The organism is Mesorhizobium sp. BR1-1-6, assembly GCF_020165355.1.
Lineage (GTDB): Bacteria > Pseudomonadota > Alphaproteobacteria > Rhizobiales > Rhizobiaceae > Mesorhizobium.
Window position 1 is genome coordinate 394,864 of record NZ_JAIUHZ010000001.1, and the last position, 14,937, is coordinate 409,800.

The 14,937-nt window shown below is 63.4% G+C and carries 14 protein-coding genes; 12 read left to right on the forward strand and 2 right to left on the reverse strand.

Annotated elements, in window-relative coordinates; genetic code table 11:
• Positions 1-234 precede the first annotated feature (234 nt).
• From mdh to lpdA, 12 genes are all read left to right on the forward strand, one after another.
• Positions 235-1,203, forward strand: a complete 969-nt coding sequence (gene mdh, locus LB545_RS01915; protein WP_140492808.1) for a malate dehydrogenase — start codon at positions 235-237, stop codon at positions 1,201-1,203.
• Between the two features lie 30 nt (positions 1,204-1,233).
• A complete protein-coding gene (gene sucC, locus LB545_RS01920) occupies positions 1,234-2,427 on the forward strand; it encodes an ADP-forming succinate--CoA ligase subunit beta (protein ID WP_140492804.1) in 1,194 nt (397 codons plus the stop codon).
• Between the two features lie 4 nt (positions 2,428-2,431).
• On the forward strand, positions 2,432-2,803 hold the full coding sequence (locus LB545_RS01925; protein WP_140518078.1) for a cupin domain-containing protein: 372 nt from the start codon (positions 2,432-2,434) through the stop codon (positions 2,801-2,803).
• 4 nt (positions 2,804-2,807) lie between these two features.
• Positions 2,808-3,305: a DUF1579 family protein gene (locus tag LB545_RS01930; protein WP_140518079.1), complete on the forward strand. Its 498-nt coding sequence runs from the start codon at positions 2,808-2,810 to the stop codon at positions 3,303-3,305.
• Between the two features lie 83 nt (positions 3,306-3,388).
• Positions 3,389-3,694 carry a hypothetical protein gene (locus tag LB545_RS01935; protein WP_140492797.1) on the forward strand — a complete coding sequence of 102 codons (306 nt, stop codon included), beginning with the start codon at positions 3,389-3,391 and terminating at the stop codon, positions 3,692-3,694.
• Complete coding sequence (locus LB545_RS01940; RefSeq protein ID WP_140670624.1) at positions 3,621-4,037, forward strand: PIN domain-containing protein; 417 nt, start codon at positions 3,621-3,623, stop codon at positions 4,035-4,037. The genes LB545_RS01935 and LB545_RS01940 overlap by 74 nt, the downstream gene beginning before the upstream one ends.
• A gap of 26 nt (positions 4,038-4,063) precedes the next feature.
• On the forward strand, positions 4,064-4,966 hold the full coding sequence (sucD, locus tag LB545_RS01945) for a succinate--CoA ligase subunit alpha (RefSeq protein WP_140518080.1): 903 nt from the start codon (positions 4,064-4,066) through the stop codon (positions 4,964-4,966).
• Positions 4,967-5,104: 138 nt separating this feature from the next.
• Complete coding sequence (locus LB545_RS01950; protein ID WP_140554852.1) at positions 5,105-8,089, forward strand: 2-oxoglutarate dehydrogenase E1 component; 2,985 nt, start codon at positions 5,105-5,107, stop codon at positions 8,087-8,089.
• Between the two features lie 46 nt (positions 8,090-8,135).
• Positions 8,136-9,422, forward strand: a complete 1,287-nt coding sequence (gene odhB, locus LB545_RS01955) for a 2-oxoglutarate dehydrogenase complex dihydrolipoyllysine-residue succinyltransferase (protein ID WP_224704334.1) — start codon at positions 8,136-8,138, stop codon at positions 9,420-9,422.
• Positions 9,423-9,508: 86 nt separating this feature from the next.
• Positions 9,509-9,967 (forward strand): hypothetical protein, encoded by a 459-nt coding sequence (locus tag LB545_RS01960; protein WP_181172074.1) that lies wholly within the window; start codon positions 9,509-9,511, stop codon positions 9,965-9,967.
• Positions 9,964-10,719, forward strand: a complete 756-nt coding sequence (locus tag LB545_RS01965; RefSeq protein WP_140662757.1) for an SDR family oxidoreductase — start codon at positions 9,964-9,966, stop codon at positions 10,717-10,719. Before LB545_RS01960 ends, LB545_RS01965 begins: the two co-directional genes overlap by 4 nt.
• A gap of 26 nt (positions 10,720-10,745) precedes the next feature.
• Positions 10,746-12,149 (forward strand): dihydrolipoyl dehydrogenase, encoded by a 1,404-nt coding sequence (gene lpdA, locus LB545_RS01970; protein WP_224704335.1) that lies wholly within the window; start codon positions 10,746-10,748, stop codon positions 12,147-12,149.
• A 550-nt stretch (positions 12,150-12,699) separates the two neighbouring features.
• Here lpdA and LB545_RS01975 read toward each other — a convergent pair.
• Both LB545_RS01975 and LB545_RS01980 read right to left on the reverse strand, forming a co-directional pair.
• A complete protein-coding gene (locus tag LB545_RS01975) occupies positions 12,700-13,767 on the reverse strand; it encodes a TraB/GumN family protein (RefSeq protein ID WP_224704336.1) in 1,068 nt (355 codons plus the stop codon).
• 174 nt (positions 13,768-13,941) lie between these two features.
• A complete protein-coding gene (locus LB545_RS01980) occupies positions 13,942-14,880 on the reverse strand; it encodes a tyrosine recombinase XerC (RefSeq protein ID WP_224704337.1) in 939 nt (312 codons plus the stop codon).
• Positions 14,881-14,937 lie beyond the last annotated feature (57 nt).

The following is a 14,937-nucleotide window of genomic DNA, read 5'->3' on the forward strand; positions in this document are numbered from 1 at the left end:
GTGTAAATTCTCTTCAGTCGAGTTCAAAACTTTTACGTTTACGTAAATCCCGGTTACTCTAACCGATTGAAAACGCTCGCTCCAAAATAATCGTTTGAATTTACGCGGCGCCGGGGCTATTGGGTGCGGCGAAATCTCGCGGGATCCCCGCAGCATTCCGGTCTCTTCCTCGACGCCGTCATCAGATCGTCAGCGATTTGAGCGACATCACGAACAAAGGGAAACTATCCTGACATGGCACGCAACAAGATAGCGCTTATCGGCTCTGGCATGATCGGCGGCACGCTCGCTCACATGATCGGCCTCAAGGACCTCGGCGACGTGGTTCTGTTCGATATTGCCGAAGGCATCCCGCAGGGCAAGGGGCTCGATATCGCGCAATCGTCGCCGGTCGACGGGTTCGATTCCAGGCTGACCGGCGTCAACGACTATGCCGGGATCGAAGGGGCGGACGTCTGCATCGTCACCGCCGGCGTGCCGCGCAAGCCGGGCATGAGCCGCGACGATCTGCTCGGCATCAACCTCAAGGTCATGGAACAGGTCGGCGCCGGCCTGAAGAAGTACGCGCCGAAGGCCTTCGTCATCTGCATCACCAATCCGCTGGATGCGATGGTCTGGGCGCTGCAGAAGTTTTCCGGCCTGCCCAACACCCATGTCGTGGGCATGGCCGGCGTGCTCGACAGCGCTCGCTTCCGCTATTTCCTGGCCGAGGAGTTCAAGGTCTCGGTCGAGGACGTTACCGCCTTCGTGCTCGGCGGCCATGGCGATTCCATGGTGCCGATGATCCGCTATTCGACGGTTGCAGGCATTCCTCTGCCCGATCTCGTCAAGATGGGCTGGACCTCGAAGGAGAAGCTCGACCAGATCGTGCAGCGCACCCGCGATGGCGGCGCCGAAATCGTCGGCCTGTTGAAGACCGGCTCGGCCTATTATGCGCCGGCCGCATCGGCGATCTCGATGGCTGAAGCCTATCTCAAGGACAAGAAGCGTGTGCTGCCTTGCGCGGCTCATCTTTCCGGCCAGTATGGCGTGAAGAACACCTATGTCGGCGTTCCCGTGGTGATCGGCGCCGGTGGCGTCGAGCGCGTCATCGAGATCGAGCTTTCCAAGCCAGAGCAGAAGATGTTCGATAGCTCGGTGGCGGCGGTGCAGGGCCTGACCGAGGCCTGCGTCAAGATCGCGCCGCAACTCGCCTCGAAGTGAACCCCAGCAGCTGATCCGGAGACGATCCAGATGAACATCCATGAATATCAGGGCAAGGCGCTGCTGAAGGGCTTTGGCGCGCCGGTGGCCCAAGGCGTGCCGGTGTTCAAGGCGGATGAGGCGGAAGCCGCCGCCAAGGCGCTGCCCGGCCCGCTCTATGTGGTGAAGAGCCAGATCCATGCCGGCGGCCGCGGCAAGGGCAAGTTCAAGGAGCTCGGGCCCGACGCCAAGGGCGGCGTGCGGCTGGCCAAGTCGGTCGCCGACGTCGTCGCCAACGCCAACGAGATGCTCGGCCACACGCTGGTGACCAAGCAGACCGGCCCGGCCGGCAAGCAGGTCAACCGGCTCTATATCGAGGATGGCGCCGATATCGAGCGCGAGCTCTATCTGTCTGTTCTGGTCGACCGTTCGGTCGGCCGCATCGCCTTCGTCGTCTCGACCGAAGGCGGCATGGACATCGAGGCGGTCGCCCACGACACGCCGGAAAAGATCATCACCGTCGCCATCGATCCGGAAAAGGGCGTTACCGCGGATGACGTGAAGAAACTCAATGGCGCGCTGAAGCTCGACGGCGATGCTGCCAGGGACGGCGGCACGCTGTTCCCGATCCTCTACAAGGCCTTCGTCGAGAAGGACATGAGCCTGCTCGAGGTCAATCCCCTGATCGTCATGAAGAACGGCCGGCTGCGCGTCCTCGACGCCAAGGTGTCGTTCGACAACAACGCGCTGTTTCGCCATCCGGATGTGCTCGAGCTGCGCGACACCACCGAAGAGGACGAGAAGGAGATCGAGGCGTCGAAATACGACCTCGCCTATGTCGCGCTCGACGGCAATATCGGCTGCATGGTCAATGGCGCCGGCCTCGCCATGGCGACGATGGACATCATCAAGCTCTACGGCGCCGAGCCGGCCAACTTCCTCGACGTCGGCGGCGGCGCGTCGAAGGAAAAGGTGACGGCGGCCTTCAAGATCATCACCAGGGATCCGGCGGTCAAGGGCATCCTGATCAACATCTTCGGCGGTATCATGAAATGCGACATCATCGCCGAGGGCGTTATCGCCGCGGTCAAGGAAGTGGGCCTGAAAGTGCCGCTGGTCGTGCGCCTTGAAGGCACCAATGCCGAACTCGGCAAGAAGATCATCAACGACAGCGGCCTCAACGTCGTGTCGGCCGACGATCTTGACGACGCGGCCAAGAAGATCGTGGCGGCGGTGAAGGGCTGATCAAGTGCCTCCGCGCAAGATAAATCTCGTCGAGGCGGCGGATGCGAAGATCGCGGAGGTCTTCGATCCGCATATCGCCGGCGACGTCAATGACAGCCAGGCGAAGGTCGCCAAGTTCGGCGCGGTTTTCGACTGGCACGCCCATGACAACGAAGACGAAGCCTTCCTCGTGCTGCGCGGTCGCATCGCCATCGATTTCCGCGACGGTCCGGTCGAACTCGGCGAAGGCGACTTCATCGTCGTGCCGCGCGGCGTCGAACACCGGCCGCGTTCGCTGACACCGGAACCTGTGGTGCTGATGTTCGAACCGGCAACGACGCTCAACACCGGCAATGCCAAGAGCGCTCTCACCGTCACCGACCTGAAGCGGCTGTGAACCCATGAACGCTGCGCCTTTCTCCTCGCTCTCGGCCGATCACCAGCGCCTGCAGGCTCTGGTCGGCGCGTGGCGCGGCGAGGAAGAGGTCGCGGACACACAATGGGCCGATGGGGGCTCAGCGACTTCGGAAGTACTGGCAGAGGCACAGTTCGGCGGCCTGTTCGTAGTGCAACGCTATCGCCAGCGCCGCGACGGGACGATTTCGTTCGGCGCGCACAGCGTGTTCGGCTTCGACCGGCAAAACAGCCTTGTCACCATGCATCAGTTCGATTCGATGGGCTTTGTGCCGGCCTCGCCGGCCTCCGGCACGTGGGAGGGCAACACACTGACGCTGTTGCGCTCGTCGCCGCGCGGGGCCGCACGCGTGACCTACGCTTTCGACGGCAGCGACAGCTATCGCATGCGACTGCAATTCCAGCCCGTCGGCAGCGACGGCTGGCAAGACATGATGAGCGGCCTTTACCGGCGCGTCCCGCCTTCCGTTTTGGGGGATGGCTGAGCGATGGAAATCCTGGGCAAAGCGGTTGAAGAAAGACACATAATCACACATATATTGGCTGTGTGTTTATGTGGAGACGAGCGATGAAGAACGTCACCCTAGCCATGGACGAGGCCCTGCTCGAGAAGGCGCGAGGCCTTGCCGGACGTCGCAAGACGACGCTCAACGCCCTCATTCGTTCACTGCTTGCGCATGAAGTCGAGCAGGAAGATCGGATTGCCTGGGCCAAGGCGGGAATGAAGCGGCTTATGGACGAGGCTGCGAAACGGAGCGACAGCGCCGACACCCCCTATAAGTGGGATCGAAGGGACGCCTATGCCGACCGGGAAGATCGACTGCTTTCTCGACACGAACGTCCTGATCTACGCGGCTTCGGAGAAGAATCGTGACCCACGTCGCGCGCCAATCGCAGAAGACCTGGTATCGAGCACTGTCTTTGGCGTGTCGGGGCAAACCTTGGCCGAATTCACAGCGGTGGCGCGAGGAAAATCCCTTCTGGGGGATGATCTGCTCGACCAATGGCTGGTCCTCCTCGGCACTTATCCGCTGGTGCCTGTCGACGAAAGCTATGTTCGCGCAGGACTGGACCTCGCACGCCGCTACGGAATTCACTACTACGACGCCGCGCTTCTTGCCGCAGCCGGATATCTCGGCGCGCCGATTTTCTACACCGAAGATCTCAACCACAACCAGGTTTATGGCTCGGTGCGAGCCGTCAATCCTTTCTTGTAATCGCTGAATTCAGAGGCGTTCTCACCATGTCCATTCTCGTCGACAAGAACACAAAGGTGCTCGTGCAGGGCCTGACCGGCAAGACCGGCACCTTCCACACCGAACAGGCGCTGGCCTATCACGGGACCAAGATGGTCGGCGGCATCCATCCCAAGAAGGGCGGCGAGACCTGGACCGGCGCCAAGGGCGAGAACCTGCCGATCTTCGCCACCGTCGCCGAGGGCAAGGCCAAGACCGGCGCCAACGCTTCCGTCGTCTATGTGCCGCCGGCGGGTGCTGCCGAAGCCATCATCGAGGCCATCGAGGCCGAAATCCCGCTCATCGTCTGCATCACCGAAGGCATTCCCGTCATGGACATGATCAAGGTCAAGGCGCGGCTCGACCGTTCGACGTCGCGGCTGATCGGCCCGAACTGTCCCGGCGTGCTCACCCCCGACGAATGCAAGATCGGCATCATGCCCGGGAACATCTTCCGCAAGGGTTCGGTCGGTGTTGTTTCGCGCTCGGGAACGCTTACCTATGAAGCCGTGTTCCAGACCACCAATGTCGGCCTCGGCCAGACCACCGCTGTCGGCATCGGTGGCGATCCCGTCAAAGGCACCGAATTCATCGACGTGCTCGAAATGTTCCTCGCCGACGACGAGACCAAGTCGATCATCATGATCGGCGAGATCGGCGGCTCGGCCGAGGAAGACGCCGCGCAGTTTCTCAAGGACGAGGCCAAACGCGGCCGCCGCAAGCCGATGGCGGGCTTCATCGCCGGACGCACGGCGCCGGCCGGCCGCACCATGGGCCATGCGGGCGCGGTCATCTCGGGCGGCAAGGGCGGCGCCGAAGACAAGATCGCGGCAATGGAATCGGCCGGGATAAAAGTTTCGCCATCGCCGGCCCGGCTGGGCACGACGCTGGTCGAGGCAATTAAGGGCTAGTGAGTAGTCAATAGTGAGTAGTGAAAAGGGAAGAACGGGTGAGTAGCAGCTGAACGGGAAAGTCTTCATTTTTCCTACTCCTTACTGACTACTCACTATTCCCCTCGAAAGGAGACGGAGCCAGGCTCCGCAGACAAAATGGCACGACAAGATCAGGCCAACGACCAATTTTCGCTCACCTCTTTCCTCTATGGCGGCAATGCCGATTATATCGACGCGCTCTATGCGGCGTATGAGGACGATCCAGCCTCGGTCAATCCCGAATGGCAGGAGTTCTTCGCCGGCCTGAAGGACGATGCCGGGGATGTCCGCAAGAACGCCAAGGGCGCCTCGTGGGCCAAGCCCTCCTGGCCGCTGCAGGCCAATGGCGAGCTGGTGTCGGCGCTCGACGGCAATTGGGGCCTGGTCGAGAAGCACATCGAAAAGAAGGTCAAGGAGAAGGCAGCCGTCAACGGCGCCGTCCCCTCCGACGCCGACGTGCACCAGGCGACGCGCGATTCCGTGCGCGCCATCATGATGATCCGCGCCTATCGCATGCGCGGCCATCTGCACGCCAATCTCGACCCGCTCGGCATCGCCACGCTCGAGGATTACAACGAGCTGTCGCCAGAGAATTACGGCTTCACCGAAGCCGACTACGACCGGCCGATCTTCCTCGACAATGTGCTCGGGCTCGAATTCGGCACCATCCGCCAGATGCTCGACATCCTGACCCGCACCTATTGCTCGACGCTCGGCGTCGAGTTCATGCACATCTCCGATCCGGAAGAGAAAGCGTGGATCCAGGCGCGCATCGAGGGCGCCGACAAGGAGATCTCCTTCACCGCGACCGGCAAGAAGGCGATCCTGCAGAAACTGATCGAGGCCGAGGGCTTCGAGCAGTTCGCCGACGTCAAGTTCAAGGGCACCAAGCGCTTCGGCCTCGACGGCGGCGAAGCGCTGATCCCGGCGCTGGAGCAGATCGTCAAGCGCGGCGGTCAGCTCGGGCTGAAGGAGATCGTGCTCGGCATGGCGCATCGCGGCCGCCTCAACGTACTCTCCCAGGTGATGGCCAAGCCGCACCGCGCCATCTTTCACGAATTCAAGGGCGGCTCGGCCGCACCCGACGACGTCGAGGGCTCCGGCGATGTCAAATACCATCTTGGCGCCTCGTCGGACCGCGAGTTCGACGGCAACAAGGTGCATCTGTCGCTGACCGCCAATCCCTCGCATCTGGAAATCGTCGACCCTGTGGTGATGGGCAAGGCGCGCGCCAAGCAGGATTATCTGTTCGGCCGTGGCCGCGAGGAGATCGTGCCGCTGGAAGAGCGGGCCAAGGTGTTGCCGCTTTTGCTGCATGGCGACGCTGCCTTTGCCGGCCAGGGCGTCATTGCCGAAATCCTCGGCCTGTCCGGCCTGCGCGGCCACCGCGTTGCCGGCACGCTGCATTTCATCATCAACAACCAGATCGGCTTCACCACCAATCCGCGCTTCTCGCGCTCGTCGCCCTACCCGTCCGACGTCGCCAAGATGATCGAGGCGCCGATCTTCCACGTCAACGGCGACGATCCGGAGGCCGTGGTGCACGCCGCCAAGGTGGCGATCGAATTCCGCATGAAGTTCCACAAGCCTGTCGTGGTCGACATGTTCTGCTACCGCCGCTTCGGCCACAATGAGGGCGACGAGCCGGCCTTCACGCAGCCGATCATGTATCGCAACATCCGCACCCACAAGACGACGGTGCAGATCTATGCAGACCGGCTGATCGCCGAAGGGCACATGACGCAGGCCGAGTTCGACAAGCTCAAGGCCGACTGGCGGGAGCATCTGGAATCCGAGTGGGAAGTCGGCCAGCACTACAAGCCCAACAAGGCCGACTGGCTGGACGGCGCCTGGTCGGGCCTGCGCACGGCCGACAACCAGGACGAACAGCGGCGCGGCAAGACCGCGGTGCCGGCCAAGACACTGAAGGAGATCGGCAAGAAGCTGACTGAGGTGCCGAAGGATTTCGAGGCGCACAAGACGATCATCCGCTTTCTCGAAAACCGCCGCCAGGCCATCGAATCCGGCGAAGGCATCGACTGGTCGACGGCCGAGGCGCTGGCTTTTGGCGCCATCCTGCTCGACGGCAACCCGATCCGCCTCTCCGGGCAGGATTCGGAGCGCGGTACCTTCTCGCAGCGCCATTCCGTGCTCTACGACCAGCGCGACGAGACCCGCTACATCCCGCTCAACAATCTGTCGGCGGCGCAGGCCGGCTATGAGGTCATCAACTCGATGCTGTCCGAAGAAGCCGTGCTCGGCTTCGAATATGGCTACAGCCTGGCCGAGCCGAAGGCGCTGACGCTGTGGGAAGCGCAGTTCGGCGACTTCGCCAATGGCGCCCAGGTGGTGTTCGACCAGTTCATTTCCAGCGGAGAGCGCAAGTGGCTGAGAATGTCGGGCCTCGTCTGCCTGCTGCCGCATGGCTATGAGGGCCAGGGACCGGAACATTCGTCTGCCCGGCTTGAGCGTTTCCTCCAGCTCTGCGCCGAAGACAACATGCAAGTGGCCAACTGCACGACGCCGGCCAACTACTTCCACATATTGCGTCGGCAGTTGAAGCGCGACTTCCGCAAGCCGCTGATCCTGATGACGCCGAAGTCACTGTTGCGCCACAAGCGGGCGGTGTCGACGCTGCCGGAAATGTCGGGCGAAAGCTCGTTCCACCGGCTGCTGTGGGACGATGCCCAGCTCTTGCCCAACCAGGCCATCAAGCTGACCAAGGATTCCAAGATCCGCCGTGTCGTGCTGTGCTCGGGCAAGGTCTATTACGACCTCTACGAGGAGCGCGAGAAACGCGGCATCAACGACATCTATCTGCTGCGTGTCGAACAACTCTACCCGTTCCCGGCCAAGGCGCTGATCACCGAATTGTCGCGCTTCCGCAATGCCGAAATGGTGTGGTGCCAGGAGGAGCCCAAGAACATGGGCGCATGGTCGTTCATCGACCCGTATCTGGAATGGGTGCTGGCGCATATCGACGCCAAGCACCAACGGGTGCGCTACACCGGCCGGCCGGCAGCCGCCTCGCCGGCGACCGGGCTTATGTCCAAGCACCTCGCCCAGCTCGCCGCCTTGCTCGAAGATGCGCTCGGCGAGTAGGCAGAATTGGGCGAATAGAACAGACAGATAGAAACGGACAGGCACAATGGCTACCGAAATCCGCGTTCCCACTCTCGGCGAATCCGTCACCGAGGCGACCATCGGCAAATGGTTCAAGAAGGTGGGCGATGCCATTGCCGCCGACGAGCCGCTGGTCGAGCTCGAAACCGACAAGGTGACGGTCGAGGTTCCCTCGCCGGGCGCTGGAACCTTGGGCGAGATCGCGGCCAAGGAAGGCGAGACGGTCGGGGTCGGCGCGCTTCTGGGCTCGATTTCGGCCGGCGCCGCCGCCGCACCGGTCACCAAGCCGCAAGCCGTGGCGCAGGCATCCAGCCCCGACGCCGCGCAGACCACCAAACAGGCCGCCGCCGAGACCGCCAAGGTCGCAGGCGACGCCGGTCCGGTCGAGCCGCGCACCATGCCGCCGGCGCCGGCAGCGGCGAAACTGATCGCCGAGAACAATCTGTCGGTCGACCAGCTTTCCGGCTCCGGCAAGCGCGGCCAGGTGCTGAAGGGCGACGTGCTGGACGCCATCTCCAAGGGTGCGCCGTCGCAGCCGGCCGAGACGCCGAAGGCGGCCCCGGCCCCGGCAGCGCCGGTTGCTGCCCGTGCGCCGTCCTCAGGCAACGACGCGGCGCGCGAGGAGCGCGTGCGCATGACCAAGCTGCGCCAGACCATCGCGCGCCGGCTCAAGGAAGCGCAGTCGACCGCCGCCATGCTCACCACCTTCAACGAGGTGGACATGTCAGCGGTGATGGCGCTCAGGACCAAGTACAAGGACGTGTTCGAGAAGAAGCACGGCGTGAAGCTCGGCTTCATGGGTTTCTTCACCAAGGCCGTCACGCACGCGCTGAAGGAAATCCCCTCGGTCAACGCCGAGATCGATGCCACCGATATCATCTTCAAGAACTACGCCCATATCGGCGTCGCCGTCGGCACCGAGAAGGGTCTGGTCGTTCCGGTGGTGCGCGATGCCGACCAGATGTCTATCGCCGAGATCGAGAAGGAGATCGGCCGGCTCGGCATCGCCGCGCGCGACGGCAAGCTGTCGGTCGCCGACATGCAGGGCGGCACGTTCACGATTTCCAATGGCGGCGTCTACGGGTCGCTGATGTCCACGCCGATCCTCAACGCGCCGCAGTCGGGTATTCTGGGCATGCACAAGATCCAGGACCGGCCCGTGGTGGTCGGCGGCCAGATCGTGATCCGGCCGATGATGTATCTGGCGCTGAGCTACGATCACCGCATCGTCGACGGCAAGGAAGCGGTGACCTTCCTGGTGCGCGTCAAGGAAAGCCTGGAGGATCCGGAACGGCTGGTGCTTGATCTGTGAGGCGGTCGGATGGCGGCTCGCGGTCGGAGTAGCCAATAATGGCCCTGTTCCCTGGGCCTGCCAGACCGATAGCGCTGGCGGCCGGTATGGCATTCGCCGCTGTCCACGCTAATGCCGCATGCCCGGCCGAACTCGCCGTCTACGGCGATGCCCAGAGCGGCAGTGAGATCAATTTTACGCCGACCGGCACGTCGGCGACCGTCACCAACACGTTCCGCTTGATCCTCGACAACGATGTGGTGCTGAACGGCATCGTCCAATGGAACGAAGGTGTTTCGCGGCCGAACGGGGCGCTGATGTACAAATGCCCGGGAGGCGACGTTACCGGCACCGAGCTTGCCGCCTGCACCTTGTGGAACGGCGTCATCTATACGTCGGATGAAAAGGGCAGCATCGGCCTGTTGCCGGCCGAAGGCGTCGAAGCACCGAAGACGCTGATCCTGGCCGATCTCGGTCCGGTGTTGCATCAATCCACCGCCTATGGCGGCGCCGGGTTTTCGAAAGTGCCGTCGGACGTGTTTGCCTTGAAGGGATGCCAGGAATGAGCGGGACGCAAAAGGTGCTGCTGGTCACCGGTGGCAGCCGCGGCATCGGCGCCGCGATCTGCCGGCTCGGGTCGAAGGCTGGCTATCGCGTAGCGGTCAACTACACCTCCAACCAGACCGCCGCCGAGGCACTGGTCGGCGAAATCAAGGCCGCAGGCGGCGAGGCCTTTGCGGTCAGGGGCGATGTCGGCGTCGAATCCGATATCGTTGCCATGTTTGAAGCCGTCGACCGCGGCTATGGCCGGCTCGATGCTTTCGTCAACAATGCCGGCATCGTCGACGTCAAGGCGCGGGTCGATGAGATGGATGTTTCACGGCTGGAGCGCATGATGCGCATCAATGTCGTGGGGTCGTTCCTCTGCGCCCGCGAAGCGGTGAAGCGGATGTCGAGCCGTCACGGTGGGTCGGGTGGATCCATCGTCAACATCTCGTCGGCTGCGGCAGTTCTGGGCTCGCCGGGCGAATATGTCGACTACGCCGCGTCCAAGGGCGCGATCGACACCTTCACCATGGGGCTCGCCCGCGAGGTGGCGCTGGAAGGCATCCGCGTCAATGCGGTGCGGCCGGGCATCATCGATACCGAAATCCATGCCTCGGGTGGACAGCCGGACCGGATAGAACGCTTCCGCGATCTTCTGCCGATGAAAAGAGCCGGCACCGCGGATGAAGTCGCGGGCGCGGTTCTCTACCTGTTGTCCGATGCCGCGTCCTATACGACCGGCGCGATCCTGAATGTCAGCGGCGGCCGCTGAGCGCCCCAAGAAAAAGGGAAACAAACATGGCTTATGACGTCGTAATCATCGGCTCGGGACCGGGCGGCTATGTCTGCGCCATCAAGGCGGCGCAGCTCGGGCTGAAGGTCGCGGTGGTCGAGAAGAACCCGACCTTCGGCGGCACCTGCCTCAACATCGGCTGCATTCCGTCCAAGGCGTTGCTGCATGCCTCCGAGATGTTCGCCGAAGCCGGCCACTCCTTCGACACACTGGGTGTCGAAGTGACACCGAAGCTCAATTTGAAGAAGATGATGGCGCACAAGGACGCCACGGTGACGGCGAACGTCAACGGCGTCGCCTTCCTGTTCAAGAAGAACAAGATCGATAGTTTTCGCGGCATCGGCACGGTGGTCGCGGCGGGCAAGGTGTCGGTGACGAGCGAGGACGGCAAGGTCGAGGAAATCGAGACGAAGAACATCGTCATCGCCACCGGCTCGGATGTCGCCGGCATTCCTGGCGTCACGGTCGACTTCGACGAAAAAGTCATCGTGTCCTCGACCGGCGCGCTGTCGCTGGACAAGGTGCCCGGCCATCTCGTCGTGGTCGGCGGCGGCGTCATCGGGCTCGAGCTCGGCTCGGTCTGGGCGCGGCTCGGCGCCAAGGTCACCGTGGTCGAATTCCTCGACACCATCCTCGGCGGTATGGACGGTGAGGTCTCCAAGCAATTCCAGCGGCTGCTCTCCAAGCAGGGCTTCGAATTCAGGCTCGGCGCCAAGGTCACCGGCGTCGCCAAGGCCAAGAAGGGCGCCAGCGTCACTTTCGAGCCTGTGAAAGGCGGCGCGGCCGAGACGATCGAGGCCGACATCGTGCTGATCGCCACCGGCCGCCGCGCTTTCGCCGACAGCCTGGGCCTGAAGGAAGCCGGCGTCGAGGTCGATGAGCGCGGCCGGGTCAAGACGGACGCGCACCTGAGGACCAACGTACCAGGCATCTATGCCATCGGCGATGTCATCGCCGGGCCGATGCTGGCGCACAAGGCCGAGGATGAGGGCGTGGCGGTCGCCGAGACGATTGCCGGCCAGGCCGGCCATGTGAACTACGACGTCATTCCGAGCGTCGTCTACACCAGCCCGGAGATCGCTTCGGTCGGCAAGACCGAGGAAGAATTGAAGAAGGCCGGCATCGACTACAAGGTCGGGAAATTCCCGTTCACCGCCAATGGCCGGGCGCGCGCCATGCTGCACACCGATGGCTTCGTCAAGATCCTGGCCGACAAGGCCACCGACCGCGTGCTCGGCGTTCACATCGTCGGCTTCGGCGCCGGCGAGATGATCCACGAGGCGGCGGTGCTGATGGAATTCGGCGGCTCGTCGGAAGATCTCGCCCGCACCTGTCATGCCCATCCGACCATGTCGGAAGCAGTGAAGGAAGCGGCATTGGCGACGTTCTTCAAGCCGATCCATATTTAGAACGATCCAGGAAAATCATGAAACGGTTTTCCCGGGCAAGCGCGTAGCGCTTCCCTTGAGGGAATTGCCTCCTTGCCTGCCCCAAACAGAACGGCCCACCGGAAGGCGGGCCGTTCTTCGTTGAAAGCCGTGGCCCGATTACTGGGCCGGTGCGGGAGCTGGGGCCGGCGCAGGAGCCGGTGTCGCCGGTGCAGGGGCCGGCGCGGGTGCTGGGGCAGGGGCAGGGGCCGGTTCGGCGGGCTTCATCGGCTCCGCGGGCGCTGGCGCCGGTGTGCTCGCGGCGGGCGGTTCGGTCGCCGGATGCTCACCACTTCTTCCGAAAACATAATACGCGACAATCGCCAGAATAACGACGACCAATGCAATCAGCCAAGGGCTGCCGCCGCCACCTGATCTGGGCGTGTCGTTTGATGGATTCGCCATAAAAGTGTCCTCCGTGGATGAAAATGATCAATCAACAGCCATCAACGCGCAACCGTTGATGGGGTTTCACGCTAGGGAAGGAAAGCGCCGAAAACGCGGCGCCTGATTCCTCCGCTGCCCACGCGACTCAATCGACAGCGGTGACAGTATAGCCGGCTTTGCGGAAATCCTCGACCAAGCCCTCGGGACCGGGCAGATGCAGCGCGCCGACGGCGATGAAGGCACTGCCTTTGGCGAGGAATGGTCCGGCATGATCGACCATCGCCTTGTTGCGGCTGGTGATCATGGTCTGCTCGAATGCCGCGTAGCCTGTCGCGTCGCCCGTCTCGCCGGGCAGCACGGCGCGAAACAGCGGCCAGAACATGCCGGTCTCGCCGCGCTGGTAGAGCACGATCATGGTTTCGTTGACGTCGTTCATCCTGTCGCCGAGCTTCAGCGTGTCGACCAGTCCCTTCATGTGGAACGCCATCGGCAGCGAAGCCATGGCGCGCAGCTGGTCGGCGACGGTTTCCAGCCCTTCGACGGATTTTCCGGAGGCCTTGGCATCCTCGGCAAGCTTGACGTCGAGCACCGGCGCGCCGCCGGCCTTGCGGGCGAGCTCGCAGGCTGGAAGCGCCACCATGGCCGACAGCATCCACGGCTTCATCTTGGCGACGGTTGCCGGCGGGATGCCGCGTTCGTCGAGCGCCTTGTCGACCGCCGCGGCGTCGTCCGGCGACAGCAGCGACGACAGCGTGGTGCTGTCGGTGAACATCATCAGCTCCGGCTGCTTGAGCAGAGCCGCCATCATCTTCTGCTGGTCGAGCACTTCGGTGGTCTCGATCACGATGGTGCCGGCGCCGTCATAGGCCTTCTGCGCCGCCGGCGGCAGCGCTGTGACACGCGGGTCGGTCATATGCATGGTGCCGAACAGGAAGGACGGCTGTTCGCCCGTCTTCTCCAGCTTCCACAGCAGGCCCTTGCCGTTCGGCGTTGCGGCGGCTTCCGCCTCGATCTTGCGGTAGGTGGGCGGGTCGCTTTTCTGCAACGCCGACAGCATGTCGGCGCCGGTGCAGGACGGGATTTCGGCATGCGCCTTGCCCGCCGCGAACAACAGGACGGCGAGCAGGGACAGGAAAAACAGCACATGGAACGCCAAGAGCAGCTTCAACGAGAAGAGCGCAGCGCGGTCGGCGATGACGATGACCCGTTTCATGGTCCTTTCCTAAGCTGGAAAAACGGCAAAACGGTTAACCCGGAGAACGAAATTGTCTTCGGTTCAATCAGTTTTGACTATCGCTCGAATTACTGAACGGCTTGCGGTTGGTTGAGCCGCCCACCCCTCATCATCCCGTGGCGAAGTCCGGAAGCCTCGCACAACCCCAATACTTCACGCCCTCGGGTGAGCCGATTCATAGATCTCCAACAGCCTCGCCGTATCGACGCCGGTGTAGATCTGCGTGGTCGACAGGCTGGCATGGCCGAGCAGTTCCTGGATGGTGCGCAGGTCGCCGCCGCGGCCGAGCAGATGCGTGGCAAAGGAATGGCGCAAGGCGTGCGGCGTTGCGGTGTCCGGCAGGTTGAGCGCCGAGCGCAGCTTGGCCATCTCCCGCTGGACGATGGCCGGGTTGAGCGGGCCGCCGCGCGCGCCGCGAAACAACCGGCCCTTGGGGTCGAGATGGTGGGGGCACAGCCGGCGGTATTCGGCAACCGCCTTGAGCGCCACCGGCAGCACTGGCACCAGCCGCGTCTTGCCACCCTTACCGGTGACGCGCAGCACCGTGTCGGCGTCCGACGCCAGTTCGGCGCCGGCAAGGCCGAGCGCCTCGGAAATGCGCAGGCCCGAGCCGTAGAGCAGCGTCAGCACGGCGGCGTTGCGGGCGGCGATCCAGGGTTCCTCCGCCAATTGACCCTCGACGGAAACGACATGTTTTGCGTCACTGGCCGTCAGCGGTTTCGGCAGTGACTTTGGTTGGCGAGGCGCGCGCAGGGCCGCCGCGCCCGCTGCGTTGGCGAGACCACGCCGTTCCAGAAAACGCAAGAGTGAGCGAATGCCGGCCAGCCCCCGGCCGAGCGTGCGGGCGCCTGCGCCTTCATTGCGGCGGGCGGCGAGAAAGCCGCGCAGGTCGGCCGGGCGCAGATCGGCGATGTCGGCTATGCCGGGCGGGCCGCCATTATGACCCGTCAGGAAATGCAGGAACTGCCTGGTGTCGCGCTCGTAGCCTTCCACCGTCTCGGGCGACAGCCGACGTTCTCGCGCGAGCATCTTGAGCCAGCTTTCGCGCGCCGCCTGGAGGTCGGGCTTTGCCGGGATAAGGAATTCCTGCATGGCGTCGTTCCGGTTCGCCGTCATTTTCCGGCAGCCGGGTTAGGAAGCGGTGAAGAG